This is a genomic window from Marisediminicola sp. LYQ134 (assembly GCF_046599635.1).
In the GTDB taxonomy this organism is placed as follows: Bacteria; Actinomycetota; Actinomycetes; order Actinomycetales; family Microbacteriaceae; genus Marisediminicola.
Genome location: NZ_JBKIWP010000001.1, coordinates 464,637 through 484,929, shown reverse-complemented (window position 1 = coordinate 484,929; position 20,293 = coordinate 464,637). Strand labels below are relative to the sequence as shown.

Here is a 20,293-nt window from a genome sequence, read left to right as displayed (position 1 = left end):
CGCCCGGCTGAGCGGACCGCGCTGCCGAGCGCGCCGCATCCCTCGTCCACGCTCAGGATTTTCACAGTTCACGTGAGCGCCCACGATGCGTCGCGAGGAGTTCACGCACCGACACCACCCTGAGACGTCGCCGTCCGGTGGCACCACCCCAGCAACGATTGGACCCCAGTGCACTTCGATTCCCCGACGGATGCGCGGCCTCGCTCGCACCGTCTGCGCTCTCTGCAGCGCCGCACCGTTGCGACGCTCGGCGCCGCTGCCACCCTGCTCTCTCTCGCCGCCCACCCCGCGCTCCCCGCGGCGGCCGCCGCTCCCGAGTCCGTGGCCGAGGGCGATTCCGCGCGCTTCACCCTCGCGGTGCTCCCCGACACGCAGTTCTACTCCCGCTACGCCAACGACCAGTTCGCCCCCCGCTACGGCACCAACCCGTTCGCGGTGCAGACCGAGTGGCTCGCGGCACACCGCGACGATCTCAACATCCCCTTCGTCGCACACCTCGGTGACGTCGTCGACCGCGTCAACACCGCGAGCGAGTGGATGGCCGCCGACGCCGCGATGTCCTCCCTCGAGGCGGCGGATCTCCCCTACTCGGTGCTCGCCGGCAACCACGACGTGCGCAACTCGTCCGACGACTGGTTCGACACCGACTACACCCTCGACGAGGAGCCCTACCTCGAGTGGTTCGGAACCGATCGCGCCGAGGGCCAGTCGACCTACGGCGGCAGCGACCCGACCGGGTTCAACCAGTACCACGTGTTCGAGGCGGCGGGAGAGGAGTTCCTCGTGCTCGCCCTCAGCTGGCGGTCGTCCGACGCGACCCTCGACTGGGCCAACGAGGTCATCGCCGAGAACCCGACCCTCCCCGTGATCCTCACGACGCACTCGCTCCTCAACATCGAGGCCGACGCCGTCACCCCCAAGGAGGAGGAGTACGGCCTGCGGTTGTGGGACCAGCTCATCCGGGACAACGACCAGATCTTCCTGACCTTCAACGGTCACTTCCACGGGTCGACACAACTCACCAAGACCAATGCCTACGGTCACCCCGTCACCGAGGTGCTCATGGACTACCAGATGGCCTACGACGGCGGCAACGGCTACCTCGGCTTGCTCGAGTTCGATCTCACGAACAACCTCATGACGATGCAGACGGCGTCGCCGTGGGTCACGTGGAAGCCCGAGGAGTCGCTCACCTCCTACGACCAGCCGTTCCTCGAGCAGCCGAACCAGCAGTACACGATCGACATCGACTTCGCGGAGCGCTTCGCCGGGTTCGCCCCCGACTGGGCGGCCGGGGCTGCCGACCAGCCCTCGCTCGTGCAGAAGGCCCGCGACATCCTCCTCGACGGATTCGATGGGCCCGACCCGATCGCCCTCGAGCAGCCGGGGTCTCGTGACGACTTCGTCGCGGCCGAGGGGACCGTCGCCCACTGGCGATTCGGAGACGAACCCGGTGTCGTCGCCGAGGGTCAGGTCTTCGAAGACATCGCGGGAGACGCCGACCTCACTCGCGTCTCGCTCGAGGATTCGGGTTCGACGACCGCGCAGCTCGACGACGTGACGGTCACGGATGACGCGAACCCGTTCTCGGCGGACGGGGGCGGCGTGTGCTTCACGGACTCCGACCAGCGCGACTCGCGGTTCAGCTACCTCACGAGCCCGGCCGACGTGCCCGCGACGACGAACACCCTCGAGAACGGCTACACGATCGAGACGTTCCTCAAGATGGACGAGAGCTGGTCGGCCGAAGCCAACGGCTGGTCGAAGGCCATCGTGCGCTCGGGCAACCGTTCCGAGCTGCCCGGGATGCCGTGGTCGCAGTGGGACTACACGGCGTCGCCCGCCGCCCTCGGCATCTCCAACCTGCGGGAGTTCCAGTGGACCGAGGTTCCGACGGAGACCACCAAGGGAGATCGCACCGCGTGGTCGGGCGAGATCATGGTCGACCGGTGGATACACGTCGCGATCGTAGGCGACCCCGACACGTCGACCTCGACGATGTACGTCGACGGGGCGCCCGTGCTGCGCAACGCGACCGACACTCTCGGACAGAGCATCAACTCCGGATCGCCCTGGATCTTCGGGGCCGACTGGGTGGATGACTCGGCCCGCAACGGCTGGAACGGGTGCATCGGCGAAACCCGCGTGATCGACCACGCGACCGGTCCCGACGAGTGGCTCACGGCGCGCCCCGACCTCTCGGGGCTTACGACCACGGCACCCTCGGGCACTCTGCCCGTCGGCACGGAGGTCGACAGCATCGACGGGTCGGGTTACCCCGGGGCGACCGTGTCGCTCACGGGAGACCTCGAGGGCACGACCGCCGTGGACGACGACGGCTCGTGGACCATCCCCCTCGCCGCGACGGTGTCGGATCCCGACCGCTACAGCTTCGCCGTGCAGCAGGGGTTCGGCACTCGCCTCTCCGGCCTGATCGACGGAGCGTTCCGGATCGCCGCTGCGGCTACGCCGGGCACCCCGGGCGATCCCGACGAGGGGACGCCCGGCGACGGTTCAGGCGGGGGGACGGGCGGCGGAACCGGCGATGCCGGAGACGACACCGACACGGCCGCAGACGGCAGGCCCGACGGGGACCTCGCCTTCACGGGATCCACGATCGGATCGGGTCTGATCATCGGAGCGATCGTGCTGTTCGTGCTCGGAGCCGTGGCGGTCATGGCTGCTCGCGTGCGCCGCGGGCGCTCGTCGGTCTGATGGGCTGATCGAGCGACACAACAGCACGATGCGGGCGCGACTTCTGGGAAGTCGCGCCCGCACTCGTGACGCGGCGCAGGCGCGCGCGGGCGGAACTAGACCGTGACGACCTCGGGGCTCCCGAGCGCGCCGGGAGGCATCTCCGACGCGATGCGGTTGGCTTCCTCGATGAGAGTCGCGACGATCTCGGCCTCGGGAACCGTCTTGATGACCTCGCCCTTGACGAAGATCTGGCCGCGGCCGTTGCCGCTCGCGACTCCGAGGTCGGCCTCGCGCGCTTCGCCCGGGCCGTTCACGACGCATCCCATGACGGCGACGCGAAGCGGCACGGTCATGCCTTCGAGGCCGTCGGTCACGTCATTCGCGAGCTTGTAGACATCCACCTGGGCGCGCCCGCAGCTCGGGCACGACACGATCTCGAGCTTGCGCTCGCGGAGGCCGAGCGACTGCAGGATCTGCAGCCCGACCTTGACCTCGAGCGCCGGCGGGGCCGAGAGCGACACGCGGATGGTGTCTCCGATGCCCTCCGAGAGCAGCACGCCGAACGCCGTCGCCGACTTGATGGTGCCCTGGAACTCGGGACCCGCCTCGGTCACGCCGAGGTGGAGGGGCCAGTCGCCGCGCTCGGCGAGCAAGCGGTAGGCCTTGATCATCGTGACGGGGTCGTTGTGCTTGACCGAGATCTTGAAGTCGTGGAAGTCGTGCTCCTCGAAGAGGCTCGCCTCCCACACGGCGCTCTCGACGAGGGCCTCGGGTGTCGCCTTGCCGTACTTCTGCAGGATGCTCGGCTCGAGCGACCCCGCGTTGACACCGATGCGGATCGAGGTGCCCGCGGCCTTCGCCGCCTTCGCGATGGACGCGACCTGGTCGTCGAACTTGCGGATGTTTCCGGGGTTGACGCGCACGGCCCCCACCCCCGCATCGATCGCCGCGAACACGTAGCGCGGCTGGAAGTGGATGTCGGCGATGACCGGGATCTGGCTCTTCGCCGCGATGATGTGCAGAACGTCGGCGTCGTCCTGGTGGGGAACCGCGACGCGCACGATGTCGCACCCGGTGGCCGTGAGTTCGGCGATCTGCTGGAGCGTGGCGTTGATGTTCGTCGTCTGCGTCGTCGTCATCGACTGCACGCTGACTTGCGATTCGCTTCCGACGCCGACCTTGCCGACCTTGATCTGGCGGGTCTTGCGACGAGGGGTGAGCACCGAGGGTGCTTTGGGCATTCCGAGATTGACTGCAGGCACGTCGCGATTCTACGCCGCCGCGATCCGACCCCGCTGAGGCGGGCCGCCAGGCGCGGCGCGATGCGGCTCGGCACGACTCGGCGCTGCGCGACCCGGCGCTAGAAGAAGTCGATCGGTTTCACGATGTCGGCGTAGATGAGCAGCAGACTCATGGCCCCGAGGAGCATGACGACGACGAGGGTGAGGGGAACGAGCTTGGCGGTGTCGATCGGCCCAGGGTCTTTGCGACCGAAGAGTTTCGCGAAGAACCTCCGCACCCCCTCGACGAGGGCGCCCGCGATGTGACCACCGTCGAGAGGCAGCAGCGGCACGAGGTTGAAGACGAAGAGCGCGACGTTGAGCGACGCGAGCAAGCCGACGAGCACCGAGACGCGGTCGACGATCGGGATGGTGTCGATGCTCGCGATCTCGCCCGCGACGCGACCGACGCCCACGACGCTCAGCGGGCCGTTGGGGTCGCGCTCCCCCTGCCCGAAGGCGGCGTCCGCGACATCGATGAGGCGCTGCGGGAGGTTGATGATGATTTCGGCGACCCTCACGACGTTATCCCCCACGGCGGCGGGCACGGCGGTCACCGGTTGCCGCACGTTCTCGAGAGCGGCACCGATGCCGAGGAACCCGACCTCTTGCGTGACGGGTGCGCCGTTCGCATCCTCGACGATCTGCCCGTCGTCGTCGACGACGTATCGTTCGGTGAGGCTCGGGGTGACCGTGAGCGGCAGCGTCTCGCCGTCACGCTCGACGACGACATCGAGGTCGTCGCCCGCGGCATCCCTGATGATCGCCGTCGCCTGCTGCCACGATTCGACCTCGGTGCCACCGAGGCTCACCAGCACGTCGCCCGGTTCGAGCCCGCCCTCGGCCCCGGGGGCGATCGGATCACCGGGCTCGCACTCCTGACGCTCGCTCGTCGCCGGCAGCACGCACGCCGAAACACTGCCGAGCGTCGTGCTCTCCTGCGCGACCCCGAAACCGCTCAAGACGACCCCGTAGAGCACGACGGCGATGAGCAGGTTCATGGCGGGGCCGCCGAGCATGATGATGATGCGCTTGAACACGGGCAAGCGGTAGAAGGTGCGGTGCTCTTCGCCCTCGGCGATCGTGTCGGCGCTCACCGATCGTGCGTCTTGGACGAGCGTCTGAAAGAAACCCGTGCTCGAGGTGCGCGCTCGCGACCCCTCGGTCGCCGGCGGATACATCCCCGCCATCGTGATGTATCCCCCGAGAGGGAGCGCCTTGACGCCGAACTCGGTCTCGCCGCGACGGCGCGAGAAGATCGTTTTTCCGAAGCCGATCATGAACTGGCCGACCTTGACCCCGAACAGTTTCGCGGGCACGAAATGCCCGAGTTCGTGGAGGGCGATCGAGGCGGCGATGCCGACGACCATGACGAGAACGCCGACGACATAGAGCAGGACCGTTTCCACCTGCACAGGATAGACCCGCGCTCATCGGCGTCCGCTGCGACCGCGCACCGGGCCGTCCCTCGGCGCGACACATAGAATCGGGCATTATGACGACGCCCCGCGAGATTGCCGACGAGCGGGTGGGAACCGTTCTGCTCGAGCGATACCGCATCGACGCCCTCGCCGGTCGGGGCGGCATGTCTCTCGTGTATCGCGCGTTCGACACCCTGCTCGACCGACCCATCGCCCTCAAGGTCTTTCGCGAGCACCTCGTCGACGTCGAGGACCTCCAGAGGCAGCGCGACGAACTCCGCTTGCTCGCCGCGCTGCACCACCCGACCCTCGTGACCCTCTACGACGCCGTCAACGACGGCGCGGATCGGGTCTCGCTCGTGCTCGAGTGGGTCGAGGGTCGCGATCTCCGCGACGTGCTCGACTCCCGCATGCTCAGCCGCGCCGACACCGCGAGCGTCGGCGTCGACATCGCCGACGCTCTCGCCTACGTGCACGGCCGGGGCATCGTGCACCGCGACCTCAAGCCCGGCAACCTGCTCATCCCCGACCCCGCGCCCGACGGCCGCACGCCGCACGCCAAATTGACCGACTTCGGCATCGCGCGCCTCGTCGACTCGACGAGACTCACGGCGACGGGCGCCGTCATCGGCACGGCGGGCTACCTGAGCCCCGAGCAAGCCCTGGGCAAAGAGGTCGGGACCGCGAGCGACGTCTACTCACTCGGCCTCGTGTTGCTCGAATGCCTCACGGGCATCCGCCCGTTCGAGGGGTCGGGCATCGCGTCGGCCGTCGCGAGGGTCACTCGCGATGCGGAGATCCCCGACGAGCTCGGCCCGGAGTGGCGCACGGTGCTCGCGGCCATGCTCGAGCGGGACCCCGACGCGCGGATGTCGGCGATCGACGCTCGAGACCACCTGACGGCACTCGCGACCGCCGACACCCTCTCGTTCGCGGCACCCGCGGCGGGCATCACGGCGAGTGTCGCGGAGAGCGACGAGCGGACGCAGAAACTGCCCTCGATCGACGAGCCCGCATCGGACTCGACCCGCCTGGACTCTGCCGGGTCAGCCTCGGCCGGATCGGATTCGGCCCGGTCAGACTCGGCCGGCACGGCCGCGACCGGCCCCGAGTCCCCCGGCCCCACCGGCCCCACCGGCGCAACGTCGACCGTCGCCGTCGAGAGTGGCTCGCGCGATGCGCCGACAGCCGCTCTCTCCCCGACGCAGCCCGAACAGTCCGACGAACCATCGCCCAGCAGGCGGCGTCGCACCCCCCTCATCGTCGCCGCCGTGTGCGTCGCCGTCGTGGCGCTCGTCGCCGGCGCCGTCGCGGTCACCGGAGGTGTCGGCGGCGTGGCGACCGGAGACGCACCCGAGACCTCGAGCGTCGACTACCCGGCTGTCGAGGGCGAGATCGGCGAGCACCTCGACGAATTGCAGCGGAGCGTGCAGCCGTGAGGCGCGTCGTCGCGGTCGCCGCCGCCGTGCTCCTGCTCGTGAGCGGGTGCGCCGCCACGGTCGACTACGACCCCGACACCGCGACCGACCTGCAGGAGCGCGTGCTCTCGGTGAGCACCGCGATCGCCGACGACGATTTCGCGGCGGCCGACGCAGCCCTCGACGAGCTGATCGCGGCGGCCGAGGAAGCGCTCGCGGCGGAGACGATCTCGACCGATCGGCACGACGACATCCTCGCCGCGGCGGCACTCGTCAGGTCCGACATCGACTCGGCCATCGCGGCGGCGGAACAGGCCGCGGCCGACGAAGCGGCCGCAGAGCAAGCGGCGGCGGAACAGGCCGCGGCGGAGCAAGCGGCGGCCGAGCAGGCGGCGGCAGAGCAAGCGGCAGCAGACGCGCGAGCGGAAGCGGAACGACTCGCCGCTGAGGAAGCGGCACGCAACGACGACGAAGACCGAGAAGACGCGGCCGAGGAGGCCGACGAGGCCGCCGACGATGCGGAAGAGGCTGCCGAGAAAGCAGCGGAGAAAGCGGCGGACGCGGCCGAGAAGCAAGCCGAGCGCGACGCCAATCGCGATCGCCGGGGCCCCCGCGAAGACTGAGCGCCCTCGCGCCCGCCAGGCGATTCCCGCTCGCGGCCTAGCCCGAGCGGCGCGCGATGAGTTCGTCTGCCGCGCTCCTCGCCCAGGTCTCCGCCTCGAGCACACCCTCGAGGGTCACGGCGAAGGCCTCGTGCTCGTCGACGACGTCGGTCACGATGTCGACGATGTCGAGGTACCCGATGCGACCGTCGTGGAACGCGAGCACCGCTTGCTCGTTCGCGGCGTTGAAGACCGCCGGCCACGTGGCGCCGGCGCGACCGACCCGTTTCGCGAGCTCCACCGCGGGAAAAGCCTCGGCGTCGAGGGGGCCGAAGGTCCACTCGCTCGCGACGGTCCAGTCGATCGGGGCTCCGACTCCGGCGACACGGTGCGGCCAATCGAGGCCGAGGGCGATCGGGAGCCTCATGTCGGGCGGTGACGCTTGCGCGAGCGTCGACCCGTCGGTGAACTCGACCATCGAGTGCACGATCGACTGCGGATGCACCGTGACCTCGATGTCGTCGTAGGGGACGTCGAAGAGCAAGTGGGCCTCGATGACTTCGAGACCCTTGTTGACGAGCGTCGACGAGTTCGTCGTCACGACGAGCCCCATGTCCCACGTCGGGTGGGCGAGAGCCTCCGCGGGTGTCACGGTGCCGAGAGACTCCCGGGTGCGCCCGCGGAACGGTCCGCCCGACGCCGTGAGGATGAGTCGCGCGACCTCGTGCTTCTCGCCCGAGCGCAGCGCTTGCGCGATGGCCGAGTGCTCCGAATCCACGGGCACGAGTTGCCCCGGCCGCACCTTGCTCGTGACGAGCTCGCCGCCGACGATGAGGCTCTCCTTGTTCGCCAGGGCGAGAGTCGCGGGAGTGTCGAGCACCGCGAGGGTCGGGCCGAGGCCGACCGAGCCCGTGATGCCGTTGAGAACGACGTCGGCGTCGATCGACCGCACGAGCCGTTCGGCGTCGTCGGCCCCGAACACGACGTCGGCGACGCCGAACTCGTCGGCCTGCGCGTGAGCGAGGTCGCGATTGCGTCCCGCCGCGAGACCGACAACATCGAACCGCTGGGGGTTCCGTCTGATGACGTCGAGCGCTTGAACACCGATCGAGCCGGTGCTTCCGAGGATGATGACGCGTCGCATCCCCTCATCCTCGCACCGGCTCGACCGTGCGGCGTCCGCGCGCCGTCGGTGCGCCGCCGAGCGGCGCTACTGGGCTTCGGTCGCGAGGATGTCGACGACGAAGATCAGGGTGCTCTCGGGGGTGATGGGCGAGTCCGGGGGAACGTTGTCGCCGTAGCCCTGCTCGGGCGGGATGACCGCGATCACTTGCGAACCGACCTGGGCTCCCACGAGGGCTGCGCTGAATCCCTCGATGACCTGGTTGGTCGGGAATGCCGCGGGCTCTCCGCGCTCCCAGCTCGAGTCGAAGACCTCGCCGGTCTCCCAGAGGAAGCCCGTGTAGTGCACGGTCACGAGGTCACCGTCGGCGACCTCCGTGCCGTCGCCCTGCTTGAGCGTCGCGATCTCGAGCTCGGCCGGGGCATCCTCGTCGGGAACGGTGATGCTCGGTGCGCCGTCCTCGTCGAGTTCGACCTCGGGGAACCCGTCGGGCAGCGACTGGTCTTCGCCGTCGGCGCGCGGCAGAACCTCGACGGGCTCGGGCGCTTCTTCGACGCTCACGACGTCGAGCACGAACACCATCGAATCGGTCGCCCCGATCTCGAACGCGTCATTGCCGGTTTCCGCGAAGGCGTCCGCGGGCGGGATGACGGCGGCGATCCGGTCGCCGGGCACGGAGCACTCGAGGGCCCGCACGAGGCCGGGGAGGAATCGCGCCTCATCGATCGTGAACTCGGCGGCGGTCTCCTCGGTGTACTCGGTGCCGTCGATCTCGTCACCGTTCGTCGCGTTGTACGCCGTGTAGTTGACGGTGACCGTCGATCCCTCGAGCGCCTGCTCCCCCTCGCCATCGGTCACGACGGTGCGTTCCGTCGTGCTCGAGGTGAGCGGGGTCGGGAACTCGACCGCGGGCTCCTCGCCGACGGTGCCCGACACCTCGACCTGGTCGGAGCTCGCGCCCGACGCCGTGGGCGTGCATCCGGCCTCGGCCGTCTCGGATTCCGACGGCGAACACGCGGCGAGGGTCAGCACGACCCCGGCGATGAGGACGGTCGAGAAGATCTTCTTGGGCACGGCTCTGCTTTCTACGGGGGGCTCAGGCAGCGGCAAGTGTGCCTCACGAGCATTTGCGGACCCTGAGGGTCTGTTCCTCGAGGCTACCGGTTCAGTGTGACGCGGCAGCCACGACCGTCTCGGGTTCGTGGTGCACGGGGAAAGCCACGGATGCCGCGATGAAGCACTTCGACGCGGCCTCGGCGTGCAGCGACCTCGCGAGTTCCCGCGCGGCGTCCGCACCGACTCCGGCGAGCGCGGTGACGGTGACGACGGGACGCAGGGTCACCGAGACGAACGCCCCTCCCCCGCTGTCGTCCTGTCTCATGAGCCCCTCGGGCGAGTCCCGGTACCCGACGACGACGAGACCGTGGTTGGTCGCGACGTGGAGGTAGCTCAAGAGATGGCACTGGCTGAGTGCGGCGATGAGGAGCTCCTCGGGGTTCCACCGATCGGCGTCGCCGTGGAACACCCGGTCGCTCGACCCGGCGATGTCGCTCTTGCCCACGGCGCGCAACACGTGGTCGCGCCCGTAGGACCGGTATCCGGTGGTGCCGACGCCGCGATCGCCCGTCCATTCGAGGTCGAGGCGGTAGTGGTGGTCGGGGTCGAGGAGGCTCACCCCGCCACGCTACCGACTCCTCCCCACGGCCGGGTGTCGGCAGTACGCTCGATCCACCATGACCGATCCCGCACTCCCCCTCACCTCTGCTCCCCTCGGCGCCGACATCCCCCTCGAGCGACGCATCCTGACGGCGATCCCCGGCCCCCGGTCGCTCGCGCTCACCGCGCGGCGCGACGCCGCAGTCGCGAGCGGGGTCGCCTCCGCGCTGCCCGTCTACGCCGATCGAGCGCACGGCGGCATCGTCGTCGACGTCGACGGCAACCAGTTCATCGACCTCGGCGCGGGCATCGGAGTCATGACGGTCGGGCACACGGACCCCGCCGTGCTCGACGCCGTGACGACGCAGGCCGCGAGCCTCACGCACGCGATGTTCACCATCACGCCTTACGAGGGGTACGTGCGCGTCGCCGAGCTGCTCGCCGAGCACACCCCCGGTGATCACGCCAAGAAGTCGATGCTCGTGAACTCCGGAGCCGAGGCGGTGGAGAACGCCGTCAAGATCGCCCGCAAGCACACGGGGCGGTCGGCGGTCGCGGTGCTCGACCACGCCTACCACGGCCGCACCAACCTCACGATGGCGATGACCTTCAAGGCGATGCCCTACAAGGCGGGGTTCGGTCCGTTCGCTCCCGACATCCACAGTGTTCCCGGGTCGTATCCGTTCCGCGACGGTCTCGACGGCCCCGCGGCCGCCGCCCGCACCATCGAACACCTCGAGAGGTCGATCGGTGCCGCGGACCTCGCGTGCATCGTCGCCGAGCCCGTCCAGGGCGAGGGGGGATTCATCGTGCCCGCCGAGGGCTACCTCGTCGCCCTTCAGAACTGGTGCACCGAGAACGGCGTCGTCTTCGTCGCCGACGAGGTGCAGAGCGGCATGGCCCGCACGGGAACCTGGTTCGCGAGCGAACACTCCGGGCTCGTGCCCGACCTAGTCACGAGCGCGAAAGGCATCGCCGGCGGATATCCCCTCGGCGCTGTGACCGGCCGCGCCGAGATCATGGATGCCGCACACCCCGGCGGGCTCGGAGGAACCTTCAACGGCAACCCCGTGTCCACCGCCGCGGCGATCGCGGTGTTCGAGCAGATCCGATCGCTCGACCTGCAGGGCCGTGCCCGCCGGATCGAGGGTGTCGCGCTCCCCGCGCTTCGGGCGCTGCAGTCGAGACATCCGATCATCGGCGACGTGCGGGGAATAGGGGCGATGCTCGCGATCGAGCTCGTGCACCCCGCGACCTCGGAACCCGATCCGGCCTCCGTCGCCGCGATCGTGAGGTTCGCCCTGCAGAACGGCGTCATCCTCATCGCGGCCGGCACGCGTGGCAACGTCGTGAGGCTCCTGCCCTCGCTCGTGCTCACCGACGAGCTGCTCCTCGAGGCCCTCGACGTCCTCGGCGCAGCTCTCGAGTCGCTCTCCCCGGACCCGGCGTGACCGGCGTCGCAGAAACGGGAGCGCCTCCCGCGCCGCCCGCACGCAAGGCGCTCGGCCCCGACGGGGTCGTTCCCCTCGCCGTGCTCGAGAGATCGGGGCTCATCGAGTCTCGGCACTCCGGCGCCGCCGTGCTGACGAGACCCGACGGAACGCTCGCTCTCGAACTCGGCGACGGCGACGCGGATGTCTGGGGCAGGTCGTCGCTCAAGCCGTTCCAGGCTCTCGCGGCGCTCCGCGCGGGCGCACCCCTCGACGGCGAGGAGCTCGTGCTCGCGACCGCGAGCCACGCGGGGACACCCGCCCACATCGCTGTCGTCGAACGCGTGCTCGACGCCGCCGGGGCGGTCGCCGACGACCTGCGGTGCCCTCACGACTGGCCCCTCGATCGTCGCGCCATGCTCGACGCGCACGCGGCCGGTCACGGCACGCGGCGCATCGCCATGAACTGTTCGGGCAAACACGCCGCGTTCCTCCTGGCCTGCCGTGTCAACGGGTTCTCGACCGGCGACTACCTCGACCGGCAGCATCCGATGCAACTGCTCGTGGCCGAGACCATCGCCGACTACACCGGGCAGATTCCCGACCGCGTCGGGGTCGACGGGTGCGGTGCTCCCGTCTTCGCGACCGGTCTCACGGCGCTCGCACGCGGGATCGGACGGATCGCCGGGGCACGCGAGCGCGGGGACGACCCGCTCGCTGCGACACTCGCGGGCGCGATCCTCGACCACCCGTGGGCGATCGACGGGCCGGGGCGGTCGAACACCGTGGTCATCGACAGGCTCGGTGTCATCGCCAAACTCGGCGCCGAAGGGGTGCTCGTCGTCGGAATGCCCGACGGAACCGGGTTCGCCATGAAGATGCTCGACGGCAACCTCCGCGCGACGACGACCGTGGCCCTCGACATCCTCGCCGCCCACGGTCTCGTCGACCCCGACGAGTCGGCCGCCGTCGCCGCCGAGACCGCGGAGCGAGTGCTCGGCGGCGGGCAACCCGTCGGGGGCATCCGCTCCATCGCGCTAGCGGGATGACATCCGACGCGCTCGCAGAGTGGAGGAGAGCTGCGCGATGAGCACGAGCACGATCGCGAAGAGGAACACCCCCGACGCCACGACATTCGCTTCGGCGGGGATCCCCCGCGCCGCCGCGATGTAGACGAACTTCGGAAAGGTCACGGCGGCACCGGAGTTGAAGTTCGTGATGATGAAGTCGTCGAAACTGAGCGCGAACGAGAGAAGAGCGGCCGCGACGATGCCGGGCAGCAGCAGCGGAAAAGTGATGCGCCAGAACACCTGGGCGGGTGACGCGTAGAGGTCGCGCCCCGCCTCTTCGAGCGATGGATCGAGGCTCGCGACTCGCGCCTTCACGGTGACGACGACGAAGCTGATGCAGAACATCGTGTGGGCGATGATGACCGTGCCGAGGCCCTTCTGCACTCCCGCACTCAGAAACTGGGCGGCGAGCCCCGCTCCGAGAACGACTTCGGGCGTCGCCATCGGGAGGAACAGCAGCAGGCTGATGCTCGACCTCGCCCGAAAGCGGTAGCGCACGAGAGCGATCGCGATCATGGTGCCGAGAGTCGTCGCGATGATCGTCGCCGTCACGCCGATGAGGATGCTGTTGCCGAACGCCTCGCACACGTCCTGGGCGTCACAGACCCCGGTCCAGTTGTCGAGCGTGAACCCGCGCCAGGAGATGTTCGACCTCACCGAATCATTGAACGAGAACACGAACGTGTAAGCGATCGGTATGAGCAGGAACAGCAGCGCGAGAGCCGTGTACACCGGGAGGAGCCAGCGGCCGAGAGAGAGACTCCGACGCGCGCGCCGGGGTCTCGGGGGTGTCGTGACGGCGTCGGTGAGCACCGCGCCCTGCTGCATCGTCACAGGAGGTCCTCCGTTCCGCTTCGCTTCACGTAGACCGTCACGAGAACGAGGATCACGGCCATGAGGATGATCGAGAGGGAGGCTGCGGCGGGGTAGTTGAGCGACACGAGGAAGTTGCTCTCGATGACGTTGCCCATCATCGCCGTGCCGGTGCCGCCCAGGAACTCGCGACTCGCGTTGACGTAGTCGCCCGCCGCGGGGATGAAGGTGAGGAGGACCCCCGCGACGATCCCGGGCATCGAGAGCGGAACCGTCACGGTGCGGAACGTCGTGAAGGGCGACGCGTAGAGGTCGCTCCCCGCCTCGAGATATCGCAGGTCGAGCCGCTCGAGAGCCGCGTACAGCGGGAGGGTCATGAAGGGGATGAAGTTGTAGGTCAGACCGAAGACGACCGCGAAGGGCGTTCCCGTGACGTAGGCGTCGGGGGCGAGCAGTGAGAGCGCTTTGAGGCCTGTGACGATCGGCGATTCATCCGACAGCAGTTGTTTCCACGCGAGAGTGCGCAGCAGGAAGCTGATGAAGAACGGCGCGATGACGAGCACGAGCATGAGCTTCTGGAGCAGCGGCCACGGTCTCGCGGTGACCCCGATGAAGTAGGCGAGCGGGTAGCTGAAGAGCAGCGCGAAGACGGTTGCGAGCAGGGCGTAGACGAACGACCGCACGATCTGGGTGCCGTACTGCCCGACGACCGCCGTGTAGTTCTCCCAGCGGAACGCCGACTGATACTGCCCGATGTCGCCGAACTCCGCGGGCGCCTGCAGCGACGTGAGCACGAGGGAGACGAGCGGGACGAGGAAGAACAACAGCAGGTAGAGGATGCCGGGGAGCAACAGTATGAGGGCGACGCGGCTCCGGCGGCGCGGGGCATCCGTCGTGGCTGGCGCGGTGGAGAACGCGGTGAAGGCCACGCTACGACTCCTCGAGCTCCGACATGAGCGCGCGCCGTTTCTGCACGGCGAGCGAGGCGGTGTCGGTGTCTGCGGCGAAACGGGGCGCGGGAGCGACCTCGTCCTCGAGGCCGAACCCGTGGTCGACATCCCACTCGACCCAGACCTCGGTTCCCTCGACCGTCGGCGGCGCGTAGCCCGTGTTCTGCACGAACACGACCACGGGGTCGAGCCCCGGGATCGCGACGAGGTACTGCGAGCTCACTCCCCCGAACGAGACGTCGATCACCCGACCGGGACCGAGCACGTTGACACCGGACGACGCTGCGGGCTCGTCGACACAGAGACGGAGCTTCTCCGGTCGGACCCCCACCGTGATCGTGCCCGAGTGGCGGTGAGCTCGTGACGTGGGCACCGTCACGCGGTGGCCGTCGACATCCACCGAGATGGATGTCGACGTCGACCCGGCCACCTCACCGCTGAAGAGATTGGACTGCCCGAGGAAGTTGGCGACGAAGGCCGTGCGCGGGAGCTCATAGAGTTCTGACGGGGCGCCGAGTTGCTCGATGCGCCCCTTGTTCATCACGGCCACGGTGTCGGCCATCGTCATGGCCTCCTCCTGGTCGTGCGTCACGTGCAGAAAGGTCAGGCCGACCTCCTCCTGGATGCTCTTGAGCTCGAGCTGCATCTGCCTGCGCAACTTCAGATCGAGTGCCCCGAGCGGCTCGTCGAGCAAGAGCAGGGCCGGCCGGTTGACGATCGCGCGAGCGAGAGCGACGCGCTGCTGCTGCCCTCCCGAGAGTTGTGCGGGCTTGCGCGCGGAGAGGTGGTCGAGTTCGACGAGTCTGAGGGCCTCGTGCGCTTTGTCTCGCGCGTCGCGGATCTTGCGGCGGTGCAACCCGAAGGCCACGTTGTCGATGATGCTCATGTGCGGAAAGAGCGCGTAGCTCTGGAACACGGTGTTGACGGGCCGCTGATAGGGCTTCGTCTCGGTCACGTCGACGCCTCCGATGAGGATGCGACCGCTCGTCGCCTCGTCGAGGCCCGCGACGAGCCGGAGCGTCGTCGTCTTGCCGCACCCCGAGGGGCCGAGGAGGGCGAAGAACGATCCGGCGGGGATGAGGAGATCGAGGTCATCGATCGCCGTGAAACCCGGGAATCGTTTCTCGATGCCGACGAGCTCGAGGTCGGCCCCCGCCTCGGCGAAAGCACTCCCGACCATCAGGACCCCAGGAGCACGGCCTGGAACGCCGAGTTGAAGTCGCTCTCCTCGGTGCCGTCGAGTCCCCGGAAGATCGAAGCCCGGGCCAAGGTGTCCGCGTCGGGGAAGATGAGTTGGTTCTCGGCGAGTTCGGGGTCGATCGCCGCGGCGGCCTCGCGAGCGCCCTCCACGGGGGTGATGTAGTTGACCCAGGCGGCGACCTCCGCCGCGACCTCGGGCTCGTAGTAGTAGTCGATGAGGTCTTCGGCGTTCGACTTCTTCGACGAGCCGATGGGCACCACGAAGTTGTCGTTCCAGAGCGTTCCTCCCCCCGACGGGATCGCGAACTCCCACTTGTCGCCGGCCTCCGCGTTGATGACCGTGATGTCGCCCGACCAGCAGATCGCCGCGAGAGTGTCTTCGCTCTTGAGGTCTTCGAGGTAGGCGTTGCCCTTGATGTTGCGGATCTGCCCGTCGGCGACCTGCTGGGAGAAGACGTCGATGGCATCCATGAACTCGTCGGAGGAGAAGTCCCCGCTGATGTCGACGCCGTTCTCGAGCATGATGAGCCCGATCGTGTCGCGCATCTCCGAGAGCACCCCGACGCGACCACGCAGCGACGGGTCCCACAGGTCCGAGACCGACTCGAGACCCCCGGGAACTTTCTCCTTGTTCCAGCAGATGCCCGCGAAACCGCCCTGCCACGGCATTGAGAACTGCCGGCCGGGGTCGAAGTCGGGGTCGCGGAGCGATGCGACGAGGTTGCTCGAGTTCGGGATCCTGTCGAGGTCGAGCTCTTGCACGTATTCCTGCCTGATGAGCCTGTTGACCATCCAGTCGGTCAGACACACGAGGTCGGCGCCGATGTCTTGACCGAGCTGGAGCTGGTCGCGCACTTTGCCGTAGTAGGTGTTGTTGTCGTCGACGGCGATGTCGTACGTCACGGCGATGCCGGTCTCGTCTTGGAAGCGCTCGAGGGTCGGGTAGTCCCCGTTGTCGTCCTCGTCGATGTATGCGGCCCAGTTGGCCCACGCGAGAGTCGGGTCGGTGTCGGAGTCGTCGGTCGCCGCCGTCGGAGCACTCGAGCCGGTCGGCGAGCACGCGGCGAGGGTGAGCGCGGCGGCGCCCACACCGAGACCACCGAGGAGACCGCGACGGCTGAGCTGAGCCCGCTGCGCTCGCACGACGAGTTCGCGGATGACGGGGTCCCGAGGAAGCGGTCTGGTCATGGTCAACACTCCTTCACATGGGGGTGAGTGATTCGGATCGGCGACGATCCGTGTTGACTGATAGTGGCATACCGCTCGCGGCGGAGGTGGGTGCGGGTGACCGTATGCGCCATATCGAAACAAAGATTTCACGAAATCCGCTCTGTGGGCGGTGTTCCGCCACGGATTCACGCGTCTCGGGCCGGATCCACACCGTCGGGCGGATCGATGCCGTCGACTGGACACGGATCATCCGTCGGCGGGCCCGGGCAATCGCGCGCGACGGGTTCGCCCGCTCTCGTCGATCGACCAGACCCTCCCCCGCGCGCCGTCGAGGGGAGGCGGCGCGACCGTCGAGCGGGCGAGTGAGCGGTACTCGCTCGACGAGCAGTGATCGAAGACGAGGGTCACGCGCCCGCGCATCGCGCTCAAAACCGCTCCCGCGGCGAACCACTGCTCCGGCTCGCCGATGACGATCGAGTGCACTCCCGCGTGCTGCACGTCGATGTCACTTCCGGGGGCGTCCGGGGAGGCCGTGTTCGTCACGCGCGGCGAGCGAGCATCACGCTCTGCTCCGACGACGGACGCGAGGTCGACGACCCTCACCCCCTCGACGCCCGCGAGGCGCCGACTCATCTCGGCCCGGCGCGTCGTCACGACGGCCGTCGTCCGCGCCCGGTCGAAGGCGATCTCGTGCACATGAGGGGCGACCGGGACCGCGGGCGGGCCGTCGTGCACGATCTGAACGGCGTGACCTCGCCAGATTCCCCGGCCGGGGTTCGCACGGCCGTCGTAGTCCTCGCTGCGGCCGCCCCACAGCACGTGTTCGTGAGCTGAGCTCGCGCGCAGCAGGAGGGTCGAGCCGCACAGAGCAACGAGAGCGGAGATCGCGGGACTCGCGCGCTGGGCGCCGAGCGCCACGTGGATCGACCACCGCGCCCCCGACCGGATGACGGTCGCGAGTCTGTCGACGAACTCCGCCTCGTGCTCGCGCCCGAAGGATGCGATGAGGGCGTCGAGGTCGTCGACGACGAGGAGCGCGGGGCGCTGTGACCCCTCGGCGATCGCCGCCGCCAGTTCTGACACGACGTCCCACGCCGCCTCGGTGTCGGTCTCGACCCAGAGCCTCTCCCCGGTCACGGGTCGCAGGGCGCGGAGGGCCGTCGTCTTGCCCGAGCGCGCCGAACCGAGCACGAGGAGCGCGCCGTCCACCTCAGCGTGCCAGCGGGCCGCCGGTTGATCCTGTTCCTCCGGCACGTCGAGGAGCCCGATCGTGCTCGACCCGGCCGGCTCGTCGTCGTGACCCGACCCGAGCGCGCGCACCTCGTCGATCGAGATCCGGCCCGGAAGAGGGTCGCACCACGGCCTCCTCGGCCGCGCCGAACCCGGCCAGGCGGCTCGAGCGCGGACGATGTCCGCGTCGGAGGTCGAGGCGACGTGCACGGTCTCGGGGGGCTCGAGCGCCGCGCTCACGAGTGCGCGGCCCGCGGGTCTGCGGGGCAGGGTCGCCGCATCCGGAGTGCCGAGCACCGCCGAGCTGTCTGCCGCGCTCGTCACGCGCAAAGAGATGCGCAGCGAGCAATTGGCCATGATCGCGTCTTTGAGAGAGTGGGCGGGGCGCTGAGTGCAGAGGATGAGGTGGATGCCGAGCGAGCGCCCCCGTGCGGTCAGATCGGTGAACAGGTCGTGCAACTCGACGAAGTCGCGGGCGAGGGCGGCGAACTCGTCGACCGCGATCACGAGTCGGGGAAGGGCCGTCGACGGCGGCACAGCGTCGATCGTCTTCGCCCCGGCGGCGAGCAGGGCTCGCTCCCTCACGTGGACTTCGGCTCGAAGGCTCTCGAGGGCTCTTTTCGCCGCCACCCGATCGAGATCGGTCACGACTCCGACGCAGTGGGGCAACCCGCGCACGGGGTCGAACGCCGCGCCGCCCTTGAAGTCCACGAGAAGCACCGTGACGCACGCCGGCGGATAGCTCGTGCACATCGAGACGATCCACGAGACGAGCAGTTCGCTCTTGCCGCTTCCCGTCGTGCCGCCGATCACGGCGTGAGGGCCGTCGTGCACGAGATCGACGATCCAGGGTTCGGGCTGGCCGTGAGGCGTCGACCGCACACCGATGGCGCACGCGAGGGTCGCGGATGCCGCGGTCCCGGTGCCGGAGCCGGTGCCGGTGCCGGTATCGATATCGGCGGGAATCCCCGGCACCGCGGCGCGAGCGTCCGCGAGTCCCACGACGGTGGGCAGCTCGCGGATCGCGCTCGCACCGGCCTCGCTCTCCCACCGTGAGCGCAGAGAGCGCGCGAACGCGACGGCTTCGTCGACGCCCACGAGATCGAATGCGACCTCGGTCGGCGCGTCGCCGCCACCCCGTGACGGAACCACCACGACACCACGGTCGATCACGGCGCCCCGGTGAGCGCGGCGCGACTCGAGCAGGATCCGGGCGGCAGTCCGCGGCACCCCGGGCGTCGCGTGCCCGGCACCCGGTCGCGGCACGAACACCGCGACGAGGTCCGCTCCCCCGCCGGACTCGCGTGATGACCGCGCCGTTGCCGTCACGGTGATCACCGTCATCGACAGACCCCGAGTCCGTGTGCCTGTCGGCTCGAACGCCACGCGGTGCGGCCCCTCCCGGAGCCAGTCCCACTCCCCCTCGGTGTCGCCCGAGACGGCGATGACGGCGCTCGCGGGATCGACCCGGTGCAGAATCCGCGCGACGATCGCGCGAGCCACCGCCGTCGCGACGATCGGGCGCGCGAGGATCGCGATCCCCGCGCTCGCGTCGACGACGACGGGAGCGCGTTCGAGCGAGCCAGCAGCGCGCCGGAGCTCGTCGATGAGGGGATCGACGGTCGTTCGGCGGGCGGCACTCGCCTCGATCTTGATGGTCGATCGGATGATCCCCGCACCCACGGAGACGAGCAGCGGCCCCGGCCTCCCGTCATCGAGCGGCGGGGGGCGGAAGTGATCGAGCGGGGGCCACGCGCCGTCATCGTGCCGCTCGCTCGTGACGACGGCGTGAATGGGAGCGTGCTCCGCGAGCAGTCGTGCCCGCTCGGCGTCGTGAGCGCTCTCGATGTGCTCTCGCGCGAGCTCGGACTCGAGAGCGAAGCGCGCGCGGTCCACCCGACGGGCGCGTGCGCTGGACCACCGGGAGTCGGCGAAACTCGCGAGCGCCACGAGAGGCCCGAGGGCGGCGAAGACGAGCGCGAAGGGCGACGAGGTGATCGACCAGATGACGAGCGATCCCGCAACCGGTGCCACCGTCGCGAGGACCGGAAATGTGTACGGCGCGCTCTCGACGACGGGATCGGGGAGCACGACGGTATCGGCGCTCACGACCCCGGTCGTGCGTCGGAGGGCCGGAGACACTCGCGGCTCCGGCGTCGGACCCGGGCGCGCGAGGCGGGAGTGGAGAGAACGCACTCACCCAGTGGAGCGGATGACGCGGTGCATTCCCTTC

At 69.3% G+C, this 20,293-nt stretch carries 15 protein-coding genes; 5 read left to right on the top strand and 10 right to left on the bottom strand.

What is annotated here, in order from left to right; genetic code table 11:
* The first annotated feature begins 168 nt into the window (after window positions 1-168).
* Window positions 169-2,715: a metallophosphoesterase gene (locus ACLHIH_RS02320; RefSeq protein ID WP_411315101.1), complete on the top strand. Its 2,547-nt coding sequence runs from the start codon at window positions 169-171 to the stop codon at window positions 2,713-2,715.
* A 95-nt stretch (window positions 2,716-2,810) separates the two neighbouring features.
* On the opposite strand, the gene ispG is transcribed toward ACLHIH_RS02320, so the two are convergent.
* On the bottom strand, window positions 2,811-3,959 hold the full coding sequence (ispG, locus tag ACLHIH_RS02315) for a flavodoxin-dependent (E)-4-hydroxy-3-methylbut-2-enyl-diphosphate synthase (RefSeq protein WP_411315100.1): 1,149 nt from the start codon (window positions 3,957-3,959) through the stop codon (window positions 2,811-2,813).
* Window positions 3,960-4,057: 98 nt separating this feature from the next.
* Window positions 4,058-5,386, bottom strand: a complete 1,329-nt coding sequence (locus ACLHIH_RS02310; protein ID WP_411315099.1) for a M50 family metallopeptidase — start codon at window positions 5,384-5,386, stop codon at window positions 4,058-4,060.
* Window positions 5,387-5,472: 86 nt separating this feature from the next.
* On the opposite strand from ACLHIH_RS02310, the gene ACLHIH_RS02305 reads away from it, so the two are divergent.
* Both ACLHIH_RS02305 and ACLHIH_RS02300 read left to right on the top strand, forming a co-directional pair.
* Entirely contained in the window at window positions 5,473-6,837 is a 1,365-nt protein-coding gene (locus ACLHIH_RS02305) for a protein kinase domain-containing protein (protein WP_411315098.1), read from the top strand.
* A complete protein-coding gene (locus tag ACLHIH_RS02300) occupies window positions 6,834-7,439 on the top strand; it encodes a hypothetical protein (protein ID WP_411315097.1) in 606 nt (201 codons plus the stop codon). Before ACLHIH_RS02305 ends, ACLHIH_RS02300 begins: the two co-directional genes overlap by 4 nt.
* Before the next feature lie 37 nt (window positions 7,440-7,476).
* Here the strand turns inward: ACLHIH_RS02300 and ACLHIH_RS02295 are convergent, their stop codons facing one another.
* From ACLHIH_RS02295 to ACLHIH_RS02285, 3 genes are all read right to left on the bottom strand, one after another.
* On the bottom strand, window positions 7,477-8,562 hold the full coding sequence (locus ACLHIH_RS02295) for a 1-deoxy-D-xylulose-5-phosphate reductoisomerase (protein WP_411315096.1): 1,086 nt from the start codon (window positions 8,560-8,562) through the stop codon (window positions 7,477-7,479).
* Window positions 8,563-8,628: 66 nt separating this feature from the next.
* Window positions 8,629-9,615, bottom strand: a complete 987-nt coding sequence (locus ACLHIH_RS02290; RefSeq protein ID WP_411315095.1) for an FKBP-type peptidyl-prolyl cis-trans isomerase — start codon at window positions 9,613-9,615, stop codon at window positions 8,629-8,631.
* 91 nt (window positions 9,616-9,706) lie between these two features.
* Window positions 9,707-10,216: an OsmC family protein gene (locus ACLHIH_RS02285; protein ID WP_411315094.1), complete on the bottom strand. Its 510-nt coding sequence runs from the start codon at window positions 10,214-10,216 to the stop codon at window positions 9,707-9,709.
* A 58-nt stretch (window positions 10,217-10,274) separates the two neighbouring features.
* On the opposite strand from ACLHIH_RS02285, the gene gabT reads away from it, so the two are divergent.
* Entirely contained in the window at window positions 10,275-11,648 is a 1,374-nt protein-coding gene (gene gabT / locus ACLHIH_RS02280) for a 4-aminobutyrate--2-oxoglutarate transaminase (RefSeq protein ID WP_411315093.1), read from the top strand.
* Window positions 11,645-12,676, top strand: a complete 1,032-nt coding sequence (locus ACLHIH_RS02275; RefSeq protein ID WP_411315092.1) for an asparaginase — start codon at window positions 11,645-11,647, stop codon at window positions 12,674-12,676. Before gabT ends, ACLHIH_RS02275 begins: the two co-directional genes overlap by 4 nt.
* On the opposite strand, the gene ACLHIH_RS02270 is transcribed toward ACLHIH_RS02275, so the two are convergent.
* The 5 genes from ACLHIH_RS02270 to ACLHIH_RS02250 form a co-directional block, all read right to left on the bottom strand.
* Window positions 12,665-13,525, bottom strand: a complete 861-nt coding sequence (locus ACLHIH_RS02270) for an ABC transporter permease (protein WP_411316289.1) — start codon at window positions 13,523-13,525, stop codon at window positions 12,665-12,667. The two genes, ACLHIH_RS02275 and ACLHIH_RS02270, sit on opposite strands and share 12 nt — an antisense overlap.
* 2 nt (window positions 13,526-13,527) lie before the next feature.
* Entirely contained in the window at window positions 13,528-14,439 is a 912-nt protein-coding gene (locus ACLHIH_RS02265) for an ABC transporter permease (protein WP_411315091.1), read from the bottom strand.
* 1 nt (window position 14,440) lies between these two features.
* Window positions 14,441-15,640: an ABC transporter ATP-binding protein gene (locus tag ACLHIH_RS02260; RefSeq protein WP_411315090.1), complete on the bottom strand. Its 1,200-nt coding sequence runs from the start codon at window positions 15,638-15,640 to the stop codon at window positions 14,441-14,443.
* Window positions 15,640-16,848, bottom strand: coding sequence for an ABC transporter substrate-binding protein (locus ACLHIH_RS02255; RefSeq protein WP_411315089.1), 1,209 nt, complete (start codon window positions 16,846-16,848; stop codon window positions 15,640-15,642). Before ACLHIH_RS02255 ends, ACLHIH_RS02260 begins: the two co-directional genes overlap by 1 nt.
* 228 nt (window positions 16,849-17,076) lie before the next feature.
* Entirely contained in the window at window positions 17,077-20,202 is a 3,126-nt protein-coding gene (locus ACLHIH_RS02250; RefSeq protein ID WP_411315088.1) for an FtsK/SpoIIIE domain-containing protein, read from the bottom strand.
* Window positions 20,203-20,293 lie beyond the last annotated feature (91 nt).

Excerpts from the sequence above, each read along its gene's own strand:
- ACLHIH_RS02305 (WP_411315098.1), top strand. The coding sequence starts at position 5,473 with ATGACGACGCCCCGCGAGATTGCCGACGAGCGGGTGGGAACCGTTCTG.
- ACLHIH_RS02295 (WP_411315096.1), bottom strand. The coding sequence starts at position 8,562 with ATGCGACGCGTCATCATCCTCGGAAGCACCGGCTCGATCGGTGTTCAA.
- gabT (WP_411315093.1), top strand. The coding sequence starts at position 10,275 with ATGACCGATCCCGCACTCCCCCTCACCTCTGCTCCCCTCGGCGCCGAC.
- ACLHIH_RS02270 (WP_411316289.1), bottom strand. The coding sequence starts at position 13,525 with ATGCAGCAGGGCGCGGTGCTCACCGACGCCGTCACGACACCCCCGAGA.
- ACLHIH_RS02260 (WP_411315090.1), bottom strand. The coding sequence starts at position 15,640 with ATGGTCGGGAGTGCTTTCGCCGAGGCGGGGGCCGACCTCGAGCTCGTC.
- ACLHIH_RS02255 (WP_411315089.1), bottom strand. The coding sequence starts at position 16,848 with ATGACCAGACCGCTTCCTCGGGACCCCGTCATCCGCGAACTCGTCGTG.